Consider the following 18219-nt stretch of genomic DNA (forward strand, 5'->3'; position numbering starts at 1 on the left):
CCTGTTGTGGAAGGTTTATGGGACGACGGTGCGAACGGCGACGTGTGTGCTGCACCGGTGTCTCAGCGGAGCAGCACACGTTGGAGGATGTCAGCCAATCGCGGGGCGCACTGCCGCCAGAATGGCGCCTTCGAGGCGGTCGACGACCTGATCGATCTCGGCCTCGCTGATGACGAACGGTGGGGCAAGCATGATGTGATCGCCATACTTGCCGTCAATGGTGCCCATCGCCGGATAGCAGGCGAGGCCACGCGCCATCGCTTCGCGCTTGACGCCTGCATGGACGGCGAAGCGCGGATCGAACGGCGCCTTCGTGGCCTTGTCGGCGACTAGTTCGACACCGACGAAAAGACCCCGGCCGCGCACGTCGCCGACAAACGGGGTGTTGGCGAAACGTTCATTGAGTTGCTGCATCAGGTACCGACCACGATCGCGGACCTGGGCGAGCAGACCGTCGCGCTCGATGACCTGCTGCACGGCTAGCGCTGCTGCGCACGCCGTCGGGTGTGCGAGATAGGTGTGGCCGTGGTGGAAAAAGCCGCTGCCGGCGTTCATCGCGTCGACAATGTGCTTGCCCGCGAGTACCGCGCCGATGGGCTGATAGCCGCCGCCCAGACCCTTCGCAATGGTCTGGATATCCGGCGCAACCCCTTCCTGTTCCCAGGCGTGGAGCGTGCCGGTACGGCCCATGCCGCACATCACTTCATCCAGAATCAGCAGGATGCCGTAACGGTCGCACACTTCGCGAATGGCCTTGAAGTAACCGGCAACAGGCGTAATGACGCCCGCCGTCGCGCCGCCAACCGTCTCGGCCACGAAGGCGATGATCGAGTCAGCACCGTGTTCGAGGATTGTGGCTTCGAGTTCCTGCGCCAGGCGCTGGCCGTATGCCTGTTCGCTCTCCTGGAGCTGTTGATCGCGATAGGCGTAGCAGGGCGAGACGTGCGTGACATCGATCAGCAGCGGCTCGAACTGCGCGCGGCGCCACTGGTTGCCACCGATGGCCAGCGCGCCGAGCGTGTTGCCGTGATAGCTCTGACGGCGCGCGATAAAACGGCGGCGCTGCGGCTGGCCGATCTCGACGAAGTACTGACGCGCCATCTTGAGTGCCGCTTCGATGGCTTCGGAGCCACCGCTTACGTAATACACGTGGCTCAGGCCCGACTCGGCAGGGGTGGTGCGAATCAGTTGCTCGGCGAGGGCTTCGGCCACTTCGGAACTGAAGAAACCGGTGTGCGCGTAGGCGAGCTTGTCGATCTGCGCGTGCATGGCGGCGATCACATCGGGATGGCCGTGACCGAGACACGATACGGCCGCGCCGCCGGAGGCGTCGATGTACTCACGGCCCTCGGTGTCGCGGAGATAGACGCCCTGGCCGCCAACGGCGATGGGCGGCTGGTTACGCAGGTGACGATGGAAGACTCGGCTGGAAGATGCTTGACTCATGGTGGACTGGGGGCATTGAGTGAAAGATGCAAATTGAACAATTGTTCAATTTTTGTAAATGTATAGCACATATGTTCATTTTATGATGCGTGAAAACCCTGACGCCGAGGCATGGCGATGGTGACGTTGCCGGATGACAGGGGGGGGGGGAGGCTGGTGGGGCTTGAGGTTCGACGGTGGTGCGCGGGGTCGTGAGTGCTGAGCTAATTCAGGTCGCCGCCATCACTCGGACGTACCGTTCGACGTTGCCAATGCGGCCACGCCGAGGCCCATGTATAGCAGGCCGGCCACATACTTCCCGATCCCCGGACGGCGGCTGCGGTTGGCGAGGGCGAGGCCGATGGCTCGGGCAAGGGCCGCGTAAATGATGTCGCTCACAGCGCCGACCAGCACAAGCAGCAGGCCGAGCGTGACGATCTGCAGCGGCACATGACCCAGCAACGGGGTCACGAACTGGGGCAGAAATGCGGCGATGAACAGCCCCGTCTTCGGATTGAGCAGGTTGACGAGGAATCCATTCTTCATCGATGCTCCCAGCGCGCCTGCGGGCGGCTGTGCAGCGGCGCTTGCCGGCGCAGCGCGGCTGCGAATGACCTTGATGCCGATGTAAATCAGATAGCCCGCACCGAGGGACTTGGTCACCGTGAACATCAGCGGCGACGCGAGCAGCAGGGCAGTGAGTCCGGCTGCGGCGAAGCTCACATGAACGAGCGTGGCGAGCATCACGCCAAAGCACGATGCGAGGCCGAAGCGAAATCCCTGGCTGGCGCTGGTCGTGGAAATGTAGATGGTGGTCGGCCCGGGGATGGCGACGAGCACCGCGACGGCAGTCAGAAAGAAGGGCAAAAGGGAAAGATCGATCATCACTGAAGTCTCTGCGGTGGCGGTGTTACGAAATGACCGGCGACCGGCGAGCGGTACGCCGGTTCGCGGTATCCTGACGTCGCGCGGCGACGGTGTTCAGTGTGCCGCGTGACGCACTGCCGAGAGCATGTCGTGCAGGTTGTAGGTCATGAGCGCGAGGAATGCGAGCAGGCCGAGGTAATAGGTCCCGTATGTCACCTTGGTTTCCGTCGTCACGCCATAGTAGCGCACGTTCTCGGGCGCTTGCGGGTCGTAGCGCCAGGCCTTGGCCAACTGCGGGAGTGCGAGCAGGGCGACCAGAATCAGAATCGGGCTCGGATGCCAGAGGAACAGTGCGACGAGCACCGGCACGCCCGCAAACCAGATGCGCGGGGACAGCACGGCAGTGATGCGCCCGCCATCGAACGGCGAGAGCGGAATCAGATTGAACAGGTTTAGGAAGCATCCCGCATAGGCGAGGGCGAGCAGCAGATTGCTGTCTTGCTCGCGCGCAGCGAAATAGCAGGTCATCGACGCGAGCGTGCCGACGAACGGCCCGCCCAACCCGACATAGGCCTCCGTCTCGGCGTTGAGTGGCATTTCCTTTAGCTCGATCCACGCACCGACGAACGGGATGAACGTGGGCAGGCCCACGTCCAGCCCGCGCTGGCGTGCCGCGACGTAGTGCCCGGCTTCATGCGCAAACAGCAGGACCACGAAGCCGAGCGCGAACTTCCATCCGTACACGAATGCATAGACGACGATGGACAGCAGCATCGTGCCGCCCGTCGTCAACACCTTGCCGAGCTTGAGCCCGCCGAATACCAGCAGCAAGAGTTTGGTCATTGCGTTTCTTAGGCACGCGGTGCGTTGCCGTCGTGGGGCGTGGAGGCCGTCTGCGGTTGCGGTGCCGCCACGATGGCGGTTTCGCTTGTGTCGAGGTCTGCGCCAGGCGTGGCTTGCGGCGTCACGGGCAGCGGCTTCGGCTTGCGCTTGAACAGCTTGGTGAACGCGGCACCCGCACCGAGCAAGGCCAGCAGACCGACCCTGGCGAACTTCGCGACGAACGCGGCGATTAGTGCAAACAGCCCAAGTTTCTTCGCGGCAACCCCCGCGACGAGTGCGGCGAGGCCGTACTCCGCGACGCGGTCGGTCTTCTCGTTGAAGTCGGCATAGCGCTTGCCGTCGACGAAGTTCAGCCCCGAGAGAATCTTGTCGGCGACGGGCTTGTCTGCGGCCAACAACGATTCGCTCGTGACCAGCGTAGTCGCCAGATAGCCCTCACGGCCAAGCGCCGTGGTGCGGTAGTTCACCGAAGGATCGTTGTCGACCCGAACCCCGGTCTGCTTGTTCGTCACACGGGCCGCCCACACCAGACGGTGCGTGCTGCTGTCGTATTGCGGCAATTGCGCCCACCCGGTGACTTCCAGTTCAGGTGCGCCAAGCTCGCGTCGTGTGGCGTTCGCGCTTTCCGTGCCTTTGCGCAAGGATTCGAGAATGTCATCGGCCTTCCAGTCGCGAGCATCGTCGTCGCGAACGTAACCGTCGTTGACATAGGTGATGACGTCGAGCCATTCGCCCTTGCCGTCTGTCGGCACGACGAGGCCGGCCAGCGACGTCTCGTCGATGGTGTTGCCCAGCGCACGCAGCAGGCGTGCGGCGGTGGCGCTCGGAATCCAGCCCATGCCGCCCGGCAGCGAAAACGTTGCCTGATCGTGGATATCGATGACCTTCGGGCCTTCGATCAGTGCCTCGGTAGCGGCTTTGACAGCGGCGCGAGTTTCGGCTTCCCGGGCTTCGGGCGTGGTCGCGGCAACGGGAGCGGGAGCCTGCGTCTGGGCGAAAGCGCTGGATGCGCTCAACGCGAGAGCAAGAAACAACGTGCGGAAGATGGAAGACATGATTTGACTTTCCCTGGTCGGCGTCGTTATAAAATTTCACATCTGAAGGATGAGTGCCGCAGCGGATTATGCCAGAAGGCAGATCGGATTCCGAAGTGTTGTGGGATCTGCGTACATTCACGACAACCGGGCTCATGCCGGCAATGTCCCCGCACTGCCGCTGGTGCCTTTTCACCTGCCACTGACCACCTGCCGCGACACGAACCACGGCGTCTTCCCCTGCGAAATGTCAGCAATCGCAAGGGCCACATCCGGCTTCGATGGCGCTCGCGCGAAACCGCATGCGGTGCTCTCGCCATCTCGCGACAAACGATCGCGCCCGCTGGCCAGGACATTCTCCAGACCGCCCTCAAAGCATCCTCGTTTACCCGTAATTCGCATTCCCGGACAGGTTTCCACGTTGACCGGCCAATTGTTTTTTGCTGGTATACCAGTTATGAACCAGACACAACGCACCCCAGCCCTGAGCGATTCGGCCTATAACGCCATTCGCGCCCTGATCGTCTCCGGTGAAATTCGCGCGGGCGAAGCGCTCTCCGAGCGTGCCCTGTCGGAGCGCTTCGGCGTGAGCCGCACGCCCGTGCGCGAGGCGATTCGCGCGCTCGCCAACGACGGCCTGCTGGAGATCGTGCCGATGCGCGGCACCTTCGTGCGGCAGTTGTCGGTGCGGGACCTGAGCGAGATTCACGAAGTCCGGCTCGCGCTCGAAGGCATGGCCGCGTGGCTCGCCGCGCAAAAGGGCGTGACGCCGGCGCTCCAGGAAGTCGCCGTTCGCTTGCGTGCACTGGATGCGCAGGGCGAGCAGGGCTTGCCTCTTGACGTCGACATCACGCAGCGCGTGGGCTGGCAGTTTCACGAGGCGATGTTTGCCGCGGCCGACAACGTGCGGCTCACCGAGACCTATCACGCGTTGCGCACCCAGAATGGTCTGGCGCTGCAACGCATCCCGCATTACGACGCCGAGCGCACGCGCGCCGCAGTTCGCGAACACCTCGCGATCTTCGATGCCATCGCCGCCGGGCGTCCCGAGGCGGCCCAGCGTCATGTCTGGGATCACCTCACGCACGCCATGCAAGCGCGCTTGCAGGCGCTCGTTCCTCCCACCGTGCCGCCCGGTACTCAGCGCTGATCGCCTCTGACAAGCGAAAACCGCGTCGCCACGCAATTTCCGGAGATTGTTGTCATGTCGTCACGTTCCGCCAGCAAGAAACGTCTCATCCCGTTGCCCGTCCAGATGCTCATCGGTCTGGCGCTCGGCATCGGCTGCGGTATGTTCGCCCCGGCGCTTGCCACGAAGCTCATGCCCGTCGGCACGGCCTTCGTACAGGCCGTGAAGATGATCGTCGTGCCACTCGTTTTCACCGCGATCACGCTGGGCATCTATCAGATGGGGCACAACGCCCGCGCGCTCGGAAGGGTCTCGGCCATCAGCCTCATCTACTTCTTCATCGCCACGCTGGTCTCGATCGTGATCGGACTGGGCCTGAACGCGATCTTCCATCCGGGACTCGGGGCGAATCTCGCGGCGGCACATGCGTCGGCCAAGCCGATTGCCGCCTCGGTCGACTGGACCAAATTCTTCCTGGAGATGATCCCGTCGAACATCTTCGCGGCGATGAGCGGCAGCAACCTGTTGCCGGTGCTGGTCTTCGCGGTGCTGCTCGGTCTGGCGCTCTCCACCATCGGTGAGCGTGCCAAGCCGCTCGTGGGGGTGCTCGATGCCCTCATGGGGGCCGTGTTCAAGCTGACGGACTGGATCATCTCGCTCTCGCCGCTCGCGATCTTCGCCATCATCTCCTGGCTGTTCGCAACGCAGGGTATCGGCACGATTCTCGCCCTCGTCAAACTCGTGGGCACGATGTACCTCGGTCTCGGGGTGCTGCTGGTGCTGTTCTGGATTCTGCTCAAGGCCATCGGCGAAAAGCCACTGGAGACAACGCGCGCCATCGGTGAGCCGGTGATTCTCGCTTTTGCCACGCGCTCATCGGAAGCCACGCTGCCGTTGCATATGGAGAAGCTCATCGCCATGGGGGTGCCCAAGGCCATCGCGTCGGTCGTGCTGCCGCTCGGTTACGCGTTCAACCGCGACGGCTCGATCATGTACTTTGCACTGGCCGTTGGTTTTCTGGCCGATGCGTATCACGTGCCGCTCGACATGCCGACGCTGCTCTCCATCGTGCTCGTCACCACGCTCGCCAGCAAAGGCAGCGCAAACGTGCCGTCTGGCGGGCTGGTGGCCATTGCAATGGTGCTCACGACCATCGGCGTGCCCATCGAAGCGCTCGCGATCATTGCCGGTGTCGATGCCTTCCTCGACATGGGCCGTACTGCCATCAACGTTTTCAGCAACACCGTGGCCATCAAGCTCGTCATGAAGCTGGCCGGCATTGCCTACGAGTCGCCCGAGGCTGTGCAGGCGGCGCTTGCCGCCGAGGCCTCGTCCGCGAGCACCGGCAGCCATGCCCACGGTCAGGAGTTCGCATGACCTCAGGTAACACGGAGCGCTTTGTCGATCTGCGAAGCGATACCGTCACCCGTCCCACGGCACTGATGTGGGAAGCGATGCAGGCCGCGTCGCTGGGTGACGACACCCTCGAGGGCGACCCCACGGTACGCGCACTCGAACATCTCGCGGCGGTCATGACCGGGAAAGAGGAGGCGATGTTCGTCGTCTCCGGCACGATGGGCAACCTGATCGCCTCGCTGTGTCATGCCACACGCGGCGGCGAGGCCGTGGTCGACGCGCAGTCGCACATGGCAAAGTCGGAGGCGGGCGGCATGTCGCGGCTCGCGCATCTGTATCCGGTGCTTATCCCGTCGGTGCGCGGCGAGATGGATCTCGATCAACTGGCCGGGGCGTTGCGTCCCGGCTTTTCGCGTTACGGGCAGCCCACGGCGATGGTCGGTGTGGAGTCGACCCATAACCATTCCGGCGGCTACGTGCCGTCGCTGGGGTATTTAGCCGACGTGCACGCGCTGGCGTCGCGTGCGCGGGTGCCGGTGCATATGGACGGTGCCCGCGTGTTCAACGCGGCCGCCGCGCTGGGCGTCGACGTCGGCCAGATCACCACCCATTGCGACAGTCTGACGTTCTGCCTGTCAAAGGGACTCTCCGCGCCGATGGGCGCCATGCTCGCCGGTTCGCACGCGATGATCGAGCAGGCGCGCACATTCCGGCGCATGACGGGCGGCGGCTTGCGTCAGGCGGGCATTATGGCTGCGGCGGGCAAGGTGGCGCTGGAGACGATGGTCACGCGCCTGTCCGACGACAATCGGCGCGCGCAGCGCCTGTGGGCAGGACTCGCACAGATCGATCCTCAACTGGTGGACGCCGTGCCGTCGAAAAGCAATATCGTGCGGTTGCGTGTGGCAGAGCAGCGAGAATGCAATCCCAGCGCATGGGAGGCGGCGCTCGCGGAGTGCGGCATTCTGGCACGCGCGAGCGGCACTTCCATGCTGCGGCTGGTCACGCACCGTCATATCGGCGACGACGACATCGATGACGCCATCGCCGCCATTGCATCGATTCGCGATAGGTTGGTGGCGAACGCCTCACCGTTTGGCACTGTTTGATTTCGTCCGAAGGAACGCACCGGGGGCCGAAGCCGCCGATTCGGCAGCGACTTGCAACAGTGTGTTGCACGCCGCTGCCGGCCGAAAATCGGAAATGGCGGTACACTCCGAGCACACGCCACCGCTGTCTGGTGGCACGCGACTCTCCATTTCGGCCCGTTTGAACGTCATCATGAAGTCCCCTGGTAATGCCTCTGCCACGCCCGCGTGCGACGCTGGCGAATGCGTCGAGCTTGTCGCTACCGCGACCCTGCCGACCCGCTATGGCACTTTCACCTCCCACGCATTCCGCGTCAAAGGCAGCAACAACGAGCATCTCGCGCTGGTCATGGGGGATGTGTCGACCGATGCGCCTACGCTGGTGCGTCTGCATTCGGAATGCCTGACGGGGGATGTCTTCGGTTCCTACCGCTGCGATTGCGGCGAACAACTCGACGCGGGTATGCGCAAGATCGCCGAAGCCGGCTGCGGCGTCATGCTGTATCTGCGAGGCCATGAAGGACGCGGCATCGGCCTGAGCAACAAGATTCGCGCGTATCTGCTGCAGGAGCAGGGCCGCGATACCGTTGAAGCGAACCTTGATCTGGGGTTGCCCGACGACGCTCGCGAATACGACTCCGCAGCCGCGATCCTGCGCATTCTGGGCGTGCGCTCGGTGCGTCTCATGAGTAACAATCCGAAGAAGTTCGATACGCTCACGAAGCACGGCATCCCGGTCTGCGAACGCGTGGCGCTCGACATTCCGATGCGCGAGGAAAACGAACGTTACATCCGCACCAAGCAGGTGAAGTTCGGGCACTACTTCGAAGAGAACGAATAAGGGCTGGCCGGCGAGTTCGGCCGGTGGCGCGCCGCCCCGCATTCATGCTCACAGAAATGCCGTTCGGCAGGCGCGCAAGCCCGGTCCTGTGGCTTTGGGCGGCGGTAGAGCGCCTCAATCGATAGGTAAATTCCCAACTAGGTTGCGGCGCAGCATTTTATGCTTGACGCTCCAATTTGGCCTCAGTTACCATCCGCCCTGTCTTCAATTTAAGGGGTTGTCCGTGAATTCCGATGCCAGTAGTAGTCGACCGTTGATCGACTGATTGCCTGAGGATCCACAGCCTTCCCTGTGCCGCGTCCTCATGCAGGATGCGGTGTCTAGCGCCGATAATCGCTCTTCCTGAGCGTCACCTCTTCGGCGCGATTCCCGCAGAAATTCCACTGTTGTGCCCGTGATGGGTGTTGTCGTCTTGCGCATGCCTCTGGCATCGAGACGGCACGCGCACGCGCCGACTGCCCTTGCCGCGTGCGGTAGGGGCGAATCGCAGCCATGCGAGGAAGTCATGCGAGTTTTTCAAACGTTTCCGGCTTATCAAAGCCAATCGACGCGCACCACGCCGGTGTCGCGCCTGACCATCGTCTGCCTGGCCGAAGCCCTGGGGGCATTGCGCAAGCAGATGTTCGTCGATCTCACCGCGCTCGGGCTTCGCGCGACGCACGTCAGCATTACGCGCTGGAACGACCGCGACGAAGCGTCAGCCACCGTCACGCTCGATTGTCCGCTCGCCTCGCGTGCGTCGCTCACGTCGCTCGTCATGCGCCTGTCCGGCGAGCGTAGCGTGCGTCGCGTGGTCTGGTCCGATGACGGCACCCGTCGCGTGCCCACCGACGCCATGCCCGCGCACGCATAGAGCGACACCGCCGATCGATGCGTCATTTCTTTGCCGCGCAGCGCGATAGCGTCTGCCGGTATGCCGAATAGCAAAACATAAGGAGTCCGATATGGAAGACGGAAGTAGCCGAATGAGGCCCGTCGGAACCGCGCGCTTGTCGCACGGACTTCCGGCGGGCGCTCCGATGCCAGATCCAAGAATTTTCGTTACTACCAACCGCGCGCCGCGCGGCGCGGCTGGGGGCGTTTGCGCGTTTTTCCGGAGACATGACATCCGGTAGCGCTTGACGAGACCGGCCGGCCGCCATGCCAGCGTAAGCCGTGCCAGGAAATCGTCATGAACAAGAACCTTCGCTCGCGCCATAAACAGCGCGGCTTTGTCGAACACTCGACAACCTCCGACCTGCCGCTCTCGGGCCCCGACGCCGTCGCCCGGCTGGCGACCGAACCACTGCAGGACGTCTTTCACACACTCGGCACCGACGAGAGCGGTCTCACGCTCGAGGATGTCGGCCAGCGCCAGACCCGCTTTGGCCCCAACGAGATCGCGCACGACAAGCCGCCCCACTGGACGGTGCAGTTGTTCAGCGCCTTCAAGAACCCGTTTGTCATGGTGCTGCTCGCGCTCGCCATCGTCAGCTTCTTCACCGACGTCTACTTCGCCGACCCGGACGACAAGGAGTACACGGGCATCATCATCCTGTTGACGATGGTGACGATCAGCGGCCTGCTGCGCTTTTTCTCGGAGTTCCGTTCGTTGCGCGCGGCAGAGAAGCTCAAGGCGATGGTGCGCACCACGGCGTCCGTTCGCCGCCGTGTCACCGTCTCGGGTGAGTCGGAACGTCACGAAGTCGCCATGCGTGAGCTGGTCGTGGGTGACATCGTGACGTTGCAGGCGGGCGACATGATTCCGGCCGACCTGCGTCTGATGGAATCTCGCGACCTGTTCATCAGTCAGGCGGTGCTCACCGGCGAGGCGTTGCCCGTCGAGAAGTACGACACGCTGGGCGCCGTTGCGCAAAAGTCGGCAGAGACGACCGGCGGGCAGGGCAATGCCAGCCTGCTCGACCTGTCGAACGTCTGCTTCATGGGCACCAACGTGGTGAGCGGTACGGCCACCGGTGTTGTCGTTGCAACGGCGGGCGACACCTATTTCGGTGCGCTTGCGAAGAACGTCGTGAGCCACAAGCGAGTCGAGACGAGCTTCGACCGTGGCGTGAACAGCGTGAGCTGGTTGCTCATCCGCTTCATGTTGGTGATGGTGCCGGTCGTCTTCATGATCAACGGACTGACCAAGGGCGACTGGGTGAGCGCCCTGACGTTCGCGCTTGCGGTGGCCGTCGGCCTGACGCCGGAAATGCTGCCCATGATCGTGAGCGCCAATCTGGCGCGCGGTGCACTGGCGATGGCGCGCCGCAAGGTGGTGGTCAAGCGTCTGAACTCCGTTCAGAACTTCGGCGCCATGGACGTGCTCTGCACCGACAAGACCGGCACGCTCACGCAAGACCGCATCATTCTCGAACGACATCTCGACGTGACGGGCGACGAGCAGGAGGACGTGTTGCGCCTTGGCTGGCTCAACAGCTATCACCAGAGCGGACAGCGCAATCTGATCGACGTGGCGATCATCCGTCGCGCCAACGAGATCGGCGACGCCGTGCAACCGCGCACGTTCGCCAAAATCGACGAGTTGCCGTTCGACTTCGTGCGCCGGCGTTTGTCGGTCGTGGTCGCCAACGACCGTGGCGAGCACCTGATGGTGACCAAGGGCGCCGTCGAAGAAATGTTGTCCGTCTCCACGCACGTGAAGACCCCGGCGGGCGTGCGCGCGCTAGACGACACGGCCCGCGCCATGCTGCTGGCCCGTGCCGAGGCATACAACGAAGAGGGCTTCCGTGTCCTTGTTGTCGCGACGCGCGACATTCCGGCGGGCGAGACCAAGACGCAGTACAAGACGACTGACGAAGCGGGCCTGACGGTCTGCGGTTTCCTGACCTTCCTCGATCCGCCCAAGGATTCGGCCGCGCCCGCCATTGCCGCACTGCGCGAGCACGGCGTGACGGTCAAGGTGCTCACGGGCGACAACCCCATCGTCACGATGAATGTGTGCCGTCAGGTGGGCATTGAGCCGGGTACCCCGTTGCTGGGATCGGACATCGAGCCGATGGACGACGCCAGGCTACGTGAGATCGTCGGGCACACCACGGTGTTCGCGAAACTCGCACCGCTGCACAAGGCGCGCGTGGTCAAGGCATTGCAGGCGAACGGCCACACCGTGGGTTTCCTGGGTGACGGCATCAACGACGCCCCCGCATTGCGCGATGCAGACGTTGGCATCTCGGTGGACACCGGTGCCGACATCGCCAAGGAGACCGCCGACATCATCCTGCTCGAAAAGAGCCTGATGGTGCTCGAAGAGGGCGTGATCAAGGGACGGGAGACGTTCGGCAACATTCTGAAGTACCTGAACATGACGGCCAGCTCGAACTTCGGCAACGTGTTCTCGGTGCTGGTGGCCAGCGCGTTTCTGCCGTGGCAGCCGATGCTCGCGATGCAACTGCTGGTGCAGAACCTCGTGTACGACATCTCGCAGATGTTCCTGCCGTGGGATCGCATGGACCCCGAGTTCCTCAAAAAGCCGCGCAAGTGGGATGCCGGCAATATCCGGCGCTTCATGTTGTGGCTCGGGCCGACCTCTTCGGTGTTCGACATCACGACTTACGTGCTGATGTGGACGGTCTTCGGTGCGGGCGCGCTGTATCACGCCCAGGGCGGCGACGCGGGGCAGGTCATCATGAACTCCGGCTGGTTTGTCGAAGGCCTGGTGTCGCAGACGCTGGTGGTGCACTTGCTGCGCACCCAGAAGATCCCATTCCTGCAAAGCACGCCGGCGCTGCCGATCATGCTGTCGACGTCGGTGGCCATCGCAATCGCCTGCTGGCTGCCGTACTCGCCGTTTGCCGAGGCACTGGGCTTCGTCGCACTGCCGGGCTCGTACTTCTACTGGCTCGTGGCGACCATGCTCGGTTACATCGCGCTGGCTCAGATGGTGAAGACGATCTACATCCGCCGCTTTGGCCGCTGGTTCTGATCGAGCCTCGACCCGGCACACCACTCACATTGAAATGACGCGACCCTCCCGCCCCTTTGGGCGGGGGCGGGCGACCCACATGCAAGCACCGCGCAGCGCGCGGTGCGACATAGGCTTACCAAGAGAACGAATCATGAAGAAGCAACTGATGTATCTGGCGCTGTTCTGCCCGCTCAGCGCTTTCGCCGCCCACCCGCTGGTCACCGACGACACCGGCACGCAGGGCGACGGCAACTGGCAATTCGAGACGAATAGCGAAGTCACGTCGAAGCAACCGGACATCGGGCACCAGAGCCTTTGGAACAGCACGCTGACGCGCGGCGTGGGCGAGGCGATCGACCTCTACGTCAACGTCCCCTACACGACCATCCAGCATCGCTCCGATATTGCGGGCAGCGGCATTGGCGATGTGGAGACGGGCGCCAAGTGGCGCATGTACGACGACGGGGCTTTCAGTGTCGGCCTCAAACCCTACCTGACGTTTCCGTCGGGCAACGATCGGCGCGGGCTCGGCACTGGCCGGGTGAATGCCGGTGCGACGTTGCTCACCCAGTATGCGATCGGTGACTGGACATTCTTGTTCAACGCCGGGGCAACCTATGAGCCGAACCGACAGTCGCAACGTCAGGCATTGTGGAAGGTCTCTGGGGCGGTGATGTACCGCGTGTTGCCGTCAACGCAACTGATCTTCGATGTCGGCACGTCGCAAAACCCCGACTTCGCACAGCGGACCCATCCGGCGTTCATGATTCTCGGCGCGATCTACAGCCCGAAGCCTTGGCTGGATCTCGATGTCGGCTACCGGCGCGGGCTCAATCCCCAGACCTATAGAGACTCCTGGATGGGCGGGATGACCGTCCGCTGGTAAAGACGTCGGCCGGCCAGGCGCGTTGGGCCGGGGCGCGGCAGGGCGGGGCATCGAACCTCGCTCGCCAGGACGCAGATAACTTTGCAGTATAATTTTTTTTCAAAGTGATTGTCCTGGCGCGCCGCGCCGCTTACCGAACGCTTCCATGCCAAAATTGCCGGCCCAGAAGGCCCTTACCGTCACCAATCCAGCCTGTCTCATCGACGGTTCCGACGCCGAATTCCGTCATCTGATCAATGGGTTGCTGCCATTCGCCGCACGGCTGTTGTCGGTGCGCGATGGTTTTGGCAGCCTGATCGGTCTGACCGGCATTCAATACTCGCTGCTCCAGTCAGTGGTGCATCTCTCGTCGCAGGGGGATGTCACCGTCAATCAATTGGCCGAGCACTTGCACCTGTCGGGTGCGTTCGTGACCATCGAGACGAACAAGCTCAAGGCGCTCAAGCTGATCGACAAGCGTCAGAATCCGGAAGACCGCCGCAAGATGAGCCTGACGGTCACGGCGGCCGGCGCAAAACTGCTCCACGAACTGACACCCTCACAGCAGCGTATCAACGACGTGCTGTTCGAGGGCGTAACGCGTACCGAATTCAAAGTGCTGTGTGCCGTCGTCGACAGACTCGTGACCAACGGCGACCGTGCCACGCTGGATCTGAGCCACCTGCTGGCGACCCGCGACAAGCGCTGAACCCGGCGCGGCACCAGCGTTCCCAGCATTCCCTCAGTGAGCCGCCCACTGAATCGAGTTCAGATCGACACCGTCCTGATACATATCCCATAGCGGACTCATTGCGCGCAGCTTGCCGACGGTGCCGCGCACCTGTTCGATCACGCTGTCGACTTCCGCCTCGGTCGAGAAGCGCCCCAACGTGAATCGGATCGAGCTGTGTGCGAGTTCGTCGCTGCGCCCGAGCGCGCGCAGCACGAACGACGGTTCGAGCGACGCCGATGTGCACGCCGAGCCTGACGACACCGCTACGCCCTTGATCCCCATGATGAGCGATTCGCCTTCCACGAAGTTGAAGCTCACGTTCAGATTGTGTGGCACGCGGTGGGTCATGTCGCCGTTGATATACACCTCGTCCATCGTCTGAAGGCCTGCGAGCAGGCGGTCGCGCAGCGTGCCGACGCGTGCGGCTTCCGACGCCAGTTCGAGCTTCGCCAACCGGAACGCCTCGCCCATCCCCACAATCTGATGCGTCGGCAACGTGCCCGAGCGCATGCCGCGCTCGTGGCCGCCGCCGTGAATCTGCGCTTCGATACGAATGCGGGGCTTGCGGCGCACATATAGGGCGCCGATGCCCTTCGGGCCATAGAGCTTGTGGGCCGTGACCGTCATCAGATCGACCTTGAGCGTTTGCAGATCGATCGGGATCTTGCCTGCGGCTTGCACGGCGTCGCAGTGAAACACGATGCCGCGCTCACGGCACAGTTCGCCGATCTCCGCGATCGGCTGAATCACGCCGATTTCATTGTTCACCATCATCACCGACACCAGGATGGTGTCCGGGCGCATGGCGCTGCGCACCGTATCGACCGTAATCAGGCCGTCTTCCTGCACGTCGAGATAAGTGACCTCGAACCCTTGCCGTTCCAGATCGCGCATGGTGTCGAGCACGGCCTTGTGCTCGGTCTTCACGGTAATCAGGTGCTTGCCCTTGCCGCTGTAGAAATTCGCCGCGCCTTTGATGGCGAGGTTGTTGCCTTCGGTCGCACCAGATGTCCAGACGATCTCGCGCGAATCGGCACCCAGCAGCGCGGCAACGTGTTCGCGGGCCGTCTCCACGGCCTCTTCGGCCGTCCAGCCGTAGCTATGACTGCGCGAAGCGGGATTGCCGAAATTGACGTTCAGGTACGGAACCATTGTCTCGACCACGCGCGGATCGACCGGGGTCGTTGCGCTGTAGTCCATGTAGATGGGGGCTTCGAAAAGCGACGGCGTAGTAGACGGCATAGGGAACTCCGAATCGTCCGGTGGACATCTTGAATTGCGGCCGAGTGTAGCACCGCATCTCTCACGAATCGCACTCTCCCACATTGAAAAAAGGGTTTCATGCGGCCCCTTTCACATGCCGTACGGCTCGGGTCGGCGAGATAAGTTGCACGCAATCAGGTTGTGTCTTGTGCAATGCGATCCCCATGAAACCCCATAACCAGTAAGGGTTTTGCCCGCTTAGGGTGCGGCGATGCACCAGCGAAAAGCACATGCACTTTCTTCGCGCTCAGGGTTTACCTTGCTTGATTAGCTATTTTTGTTAACGTTCAATAATCACTAACAAACAAAGCTAAATGCGAAAGACGGTTTGCTGGGTGAGACGACGGGAGGCGCGTCGTTTCGCAGCGAGGCCGCTTTGAGAAGGAGGTAATCATGAACGACGCATCGACCGCAGTACAGGCTTCGGAAGACGAGGGGCGACAGTTCCGTCGCACGCTCGCCATGTTTGCCACAGGCGTGGCCGTGATCACGGCGCCCCGCGACGACGGGCCGCCCATCGGTATCACTGTGGCGTCGTTCAACTCGGTCTCGCTTGCGCCGCCGCTGGTGCTGTTCTCTGTCGACCGGCGCTGTCTGAGCCTCGACGACCTATGCACGGCTGCGCGCTACACGGTGAACGTGCTCGACGAGAGCCAGCGCGACACCTCCAACCGTTTCGCGACTGCCCGGGGTAACAAGTGGGACGGCGTGAGTTTCGAGGGCGAGGGCATTGGCCGGTTGCCGGGTGCGCTGGCCGCCATCGAATGCGAGCCGTATGCGCAACACGACGGTGGCGATCACGTGATCTTTGTCGGACGGGTTGTGCGCCACGCGGCGCGCCACGACGGCCGGCCGCTCATTTTCTTCGGCGGGCAGTACCGCTCGCTCGACACCACGCCGGTCGCGGCGTGAGTTCCCCAGGGTTTCAGGAGAGAGTCATGGTAAAGAACGGTAGTCAACATATCGGCCAACTGCGCGACGGACGTGAGGTGTATATCGACGGCAAGGCCGTCGGTGACGTGACCACCCATCCGGCGTTCCGCAACTCCATTCGCAGCTACGCGAGTCTGTACGACTTTCAGGCGCGTCCCGAGAACCTCGAGGCAATGACCTTCGCGTCGCCGGACACGGGCGATCGGGTCTCACGCATCTGGCAGTTGCCCACGAGCTACGACGAACTGGTGCAGCGCCGCGAGATGCTCGAAGCGTGGAGCGAGTTGCATTACGGCTTCATGGGGCGCTCGCCGGATCACGTGGCCTCGTGCATTTCCGGCATGGTGATGGGTATCGACGTTTTCGAACAATACGACGCCGGGCGCGCGGGGGCGCTGCGCGACTACTACAAATACGCTCGCGACAACGATCTGTTCCTGACGTATGTGATCGTCAACCCGCAGGCCAATCAGTCGAAAGCTGCGCACGAGCAAGAGGACAAGTACCTCGCTGTCGGCATTGTGGATCAGGACCACGAGGGCATTACGGTGCGGGGGGCGAAGATGCTTGCCACCAGCGGCATCATGGCCAACGAGGTCTTCTGCAGTTGCATCCAGCCACTCAAGGCGGGCGACGAGATGTACGCACTGTCGTTTGCGATCCCCATGAATACCAAGGGCTTGCGCGTGCTGTCGCGCAAGTCATACGAGGGCAGCGCCACGTCGGTGTTCGATAACCCGCTCGCGTCGCGCTTCGACGAGAACGACGCCGTGCTGTATTTCGACGACGTGAAGGTGCCGTGGGAGCGCATCTTCGTCGCTGGCGACACGGCCATGTGCGCGAAGCAGTTCCACGCCACGCCTGCCCACAGCTATCAGAACTATCAATGTCAGGTGCGGCTGATGGTCAAGCTGCGCTTCCTCGTGGGCATCGCATTGCGCATTACCGAGGTGAACGGCACCAATGCCTTCCCTCAGGTACGCGAGACGCTCGGACAACTGGCGGCCGAAGCCGCGATGGTCGAGGCGTGGGTGCACGGCATGGAGGCGAAGGGTCATATGGAGAAGGGTTACTACGTGCCGGACCGCAACCTGCTCTACGGCTCGCAAGTGCTCACCCAACAGCTCTACGGCAAGGTACTCGGCACGCTTCGCGAACTGGCGGGCGGCGGCATGATCATGCTGCCGTCGAGCATCCACGACTTCGAAAACCCGATGCTCGCCAGCATTATCGAGAAGACCCAGAAGTCGCCGGTGGCCGACGCCGAAGCGCGCGTGAAGTTCTTCAAGCTCGCCTGGGACGCCGTGGGCTCCGAATTCGCCTCGCGCCATAACCAGTACGAGATGTTCTACGCCGGTGCGACCTTCGTGACCAAGGGCCATGCCTATCGCACGTACGACTGGCAGAAGGCCACGCGTCTGGTCGACAACCTGCTCGGCACCTATGCGCTCTCGGACGAGATCGTCCGGCAGCCGGTCGCGGCCTGAGCTGCACTGCATTCCCACGACAACCGTACTACGACGGCATTACCCGCCACAGACAAGGAGTTCCCATGGCGATCAACAAGTTGCATGACGAGTTTCACTCCATCGATATGAAAGAAGGATGGGAGGTGCCTCCCGGCTATCCCCCGGGCATCGAACAGAAGATTCTCGCGGGCTCGCTCGACGAGCCGAACCGCGCGGGCAGCCGCACGCGCTTGCTGCGCTTCGCACCGGGCATCTACACCACGGCCCCGTTCGTGCATACCTACTGGGAGGAGGTCTATCTCGTCTCGGGCGATCTGACGGTCGGCAACGACGCACAGGGCGAGGGCGGTGAAGCGTTTGCGCCGAACACCTATGCGTGCCGCCCGCCGGGCGCGTTCCATGGCCCCTTCAAGTCGAACGGCGGCTGCCTGCTTCTCGAAATTCACTACTACGACCCGGCCTGACA

Annotated in this window: 16 protein-coding genes; 11 read left to right on the top strand and 5 right to left on the bottom strand. The window is 62.9% G+C overall.

What is annotated here, in order from left to right:
* Window positions 1-90: 90 nt before the first annotated feature.
* The 4 genes from C266_RS11485 to C266_RS11500 form a co-directional block, all read right to left on the bottom strand.
* Complete coding sequence (locus C266_RS11485) at window positions 91-1446, bottom strand: aspartate aminotransferase family protein (protein ID WP_010806423.1); 1356 nt, start codon at window positions 1444-1446, stop codon at window positions 91-93.
* A gap of 222 nt (window positions 1447-1668) precedes the next feature.
* A complete protein-coding gene (locus C266_RS11490; RefSeq protein WP_010806424.1) occupies window positions 1669-2310 on the bottom strand; it encodes a LysE family translocator in 642 nt (213 codons plus the stop codon).
* 96 nt (window positions 2311-2406) lie between these two features.
* The gene (locus C266_RS11495; RefSeq protein ID WP_010806425.1) at window positions 2407-3135 is read right to left on the bottom strand and encodes a site-2 protease family protein; all 729 of its coding nucleotides are present in this window, start codon (window positions 3133-3135) and stop codon (window positions 2407-2409) included.
* An 8-nt stretch (window positions 3136-3143) separates the two neighbouring features.
* A complete protein-coding gene (locus tag C266_RS11500; RefSeq protein ID WP_010806426.1) occupies window positions 3144-4190 on the bottom strand; it encodes a DUF2167 domain-containing protein in 1047 nt (348 codons plus the stop codon).
* Between the two features lie 436 nt (window positions 4191-4626).
* Between C266_RS11500 and C266_RS11505 the strand changes: the two genes are divergently transcribed.
* The 8 genes from C266_RS11505 to C266_RS11540 all read left to right on the top strand — a co-directional run bounded on the left by C266_RS11505 (window position 4627) and on the right by C266_RS11540 (window position 14064).
* A complete protein-coding gene (locus C266_RS11505; protein ID WP_010806427.1) occupies window positions 4627-5319 on the top strand; it encodes a GntR family transcriptional regulator in 693 nt (230 codons plus the stop codon).
* A 54-nt stretch (window positions 5320-5373) separates the two neighbouring features.
* Entirely contained in the window at window positions 5374-6675 is a 1302-nt protein-coding gene (locus tag C266_RS11510) for a dicarboxylate/amino acid:cation symporter (RefSeq protein WP_010806428.1), read from the top strand.
* Window positions 6672-7763: a low specificity L-threonine aldolase gene (locus C266_RS11515; RefSeq protein WP_010806429.1), complete on the top strand. Its 1092-nt coding sequence runs from the start codon at window positions 6672-6674 to the stop codon at window positions 7761-7763. Before C266_RS11510 ends, C266_RS11515 begins: the two co-directional genes overlap by 4 nt.
* 172 nt (window positions 7764-7935) lie before the next feature.
* On the top strand, window positions 7936-8583 hold the full coding sequence (gene ribA, locus C266_RS11520; protein WP_010806430.1) for a GTP cyclohydrolase II: 648 nt from the start codon (window positions 7936-7938) through the stop codon (window positions 8581-8583).
* 505 nt (window positions 8584-9088) lie between these two features.
* Complete coding sequence (locus C266_RS11525; RefSeq protein ID WP_010806431.1) at window positions 9089-9436, top strand: hypothetical protein; 348 nt, start codon at window positions 9089-9091, stop codon at window positions 9434-9436.
* 318 nt (window positions 9437-9754) lie between these two features.
* Window positions 9755-12508, top strand: coding sequence for a magnesium-translocating P-type ATPase (gene mgtA, locus C266_RS11530; RefSeq protein ID WP_010806432.1), 2754 nt, complete (start codon window positions 9755-9757; stop codon window positions 12506-12508).
* Between the two features lie 133 nt (window positions 12509-12641).
* Entirely contained in the window at window positions 12642-13376 is a 735-nt protein-coding gene (locus tag C266_RS11535; RefSeq protein WP_010806433.1) for a transporter, read from the top strand.
* Between the two features lie 145 nt (window positions 13377-13521).
* The gene (locus tag C266_RS11540) at window positions 13522-14064 is read left to right on the top strand and encodes a MarR family winged helix-turn-helix transcriptional regulator (protein ID WP_010806434.1); all 543 of its coding nucleotides are present in this window, start codon (window positions 13522-13524) and stop codon (window positions 14062-14064) included.
* 33 nt (window positions 14065-14097) lie between these two features.
* On the opposite strand, the gene C266_RS11545 is transcribed toward C266_RS11540, so the two are convergent.
* The gene (locus C266_RS11545) at window positions 14098-15330 is read right to left on the bottom strand and encodes an IscS subfamily cysteine desulfurase (protein WP_010806435.1); all 1233 of its coding nucleotides are present in this window, start codon (window positions 15328-15330) and stop codon (window positions 14098-14100) included.
* A 414-nt stretch (window positions 15331-15744) separates the two neighbouring features.
* Between C266_RS11545 and C266_RS11550 the strand changes: the two genes are divergently transcribed.
* From C266_RS11550 to C266_RS11560, 3 genes are all read left to right on the top strand, one after another.
* Entirely contained in the window at window positions 15745-16263 is a 519-nt protein-coding gene (locus C266_RS11550; protein ID WP_010806436.1) for a flavin reductase family protein, read from the top strand.
* Window positions 16264-16289: 26 nt separating this feature from the next.
* The gene (locus tag C266_RS11555) at window positions 16290-17771 is read left to right on the top strand and encodes a 4-hydroxyphenylacetate 3-hydroxylase family protein (protein ID WP_010806437.1); all 1482 of its coding nucleotides are present in this window, start codon (window positions 16290-16292) and stop codon (window positions 17769-17771) included.
* A gap of 65 nt (window positions 17772-17836) precedes the next feature.
* Window positions 17837-18217 (top strand): hypothetical protein, encoded by a 381-nt coding sequence (locus C266_RS11560; protein WP_010806438.1) that lies wholly within the window; start codon window positions 17837-17839, stop codon window positions 18215-18217.
* The last annotated feature ends 2 nt before the right edge of the window (window positions 18218-18219 follow it).

It is taken from the genome of Pandoraea sp. SD6-2 (genome assembly GCF_000389825.1).
GTDB classification, from domain to species: Bacteria; Pseudomonadota; Gammaproteobacteria; order Burkholderiales; family Burkholderiaceae; genus Pandoraea; species Pandoraea communis.

What these genes read in the sequence shown, in the direction of transcription:
- C266_RS11485 (WP_010806423.1), bottom strand. Translation starts at nt 1,446, where the DNA reads ATGAGTCAAGCATCTTCCAGCCGAGTCTTCCATCGTCACCTGCGTAAC.
- C266_RS11490 (WP_010806424.1), bottom strand. Translation starts at nt 2,310, where the DNA reads ATGATCGATCTTTCCCTTTTGCCCTTCTTTCTGACTGCCGTCGCGGTG.
- C266_RS11495 (WP_010806425.1), bottom strand. Translation starts at nt 3,135, where the DNA reads ATGACCAAACTCTTGCTGCTGGTATTCGGCGGGCTCAAGCTCGGCAAG.
- C266_RS11500 (WP_010806426.1), bottom strand. Translation starts at nt 4,190, where the DNA reads ATGTCTTCCATCTTCCGCACGTTGTTTCTTGCTCTCGCGTTGAGCGCA.
- C266_RS11505 (WP_010806427.1), top strand. Translation starts at nt 4,627, where the DNA reads ATGAACCAGACACAACGCACCCCAGCCCTGAGCGATTCGGCCTATAAC.
- C266_RS11510 (WP_010806428.1), top strand. Translation starts at nt 5,374, where the DNA reads ATGTCGTCACGTTCCGCCAGCAAGAAACGTCTCATCCCGTTGCCCGTC.
- C266_RS11515 (WP_010806429.1), top strand. Translation starts at nt 6,672, where the DNA reads ATGACCTCAGGTAACACGGAGCGCTTTGTCGATCTGCGAAGCGATACC.
- ribA (WP_010806430.1), top strand. Translation starts at nt 7,936, where the DNA reads ATGAAGTCCCCTGGTAATGCCTCTGCCACGCCCGCGTGCGACGCTGGC.
- C266_RS11525 (WP_010806431.1), top strand. Translation starts at nt 9,089, where the DNA reads ATGCGAGTTTTTCAAACGTTTCCGGCTTATCAAAGCCAATCGACGCGC.
- mgtA (WP_010806432.1), top strand. Translation starts at nt 9,755, where the DNA reads ATGAACAAGAACCTTCGCTCGCGCCATAAACAGCGCGGCTTTGTCGAA.
- C266_RS11535 (WP_010806433.1), top strand. Translation starts at nt 12,642, where the DNA reads ATGAAGAAGCAACTGATGTATCTGGCGCTGTTCTGCCCGCTCAGCGCT.
- C266_RS11540 (WP_010806434.1), top strand. Translation starts at nt 13,522, where the DNA reads ATGCCAAAATTGCCGGCCCAGAAGGCCCTTACCGTCACCAATCCAGCC.
- C266_RS11545 (WP_010806435.1), bottom strand. Translation starts at nt 15,330, where the DNA reads ATGCCGTCTACTACGCCGTCGCTTTTCGAAGCCCCCATCTACATGGAC.
- C266_RS11550 (WP_010806436.1), top strand. Translation starts at nt 15,745, where the DNA reads ATGAACGACGCATCGACCGCAGTACAGGCTTCGGAAGACGAGGGGCGA.
- C266_RS11555 (WP_010806437.1), top strand. Translation starts at nt 16,290, where the DNA reads ATGGTAAAGAACGGTAGTCAACATATCGGCCAACTGCGCGACGGACGT.
- C266_RS11560 (WP_010806438.1), top strand. Translation starts at nt 17,837, where the DNA reads ATGGCGATCAACAAGTTGCATGACGAGTTTCACTCCATCGATATGAAA.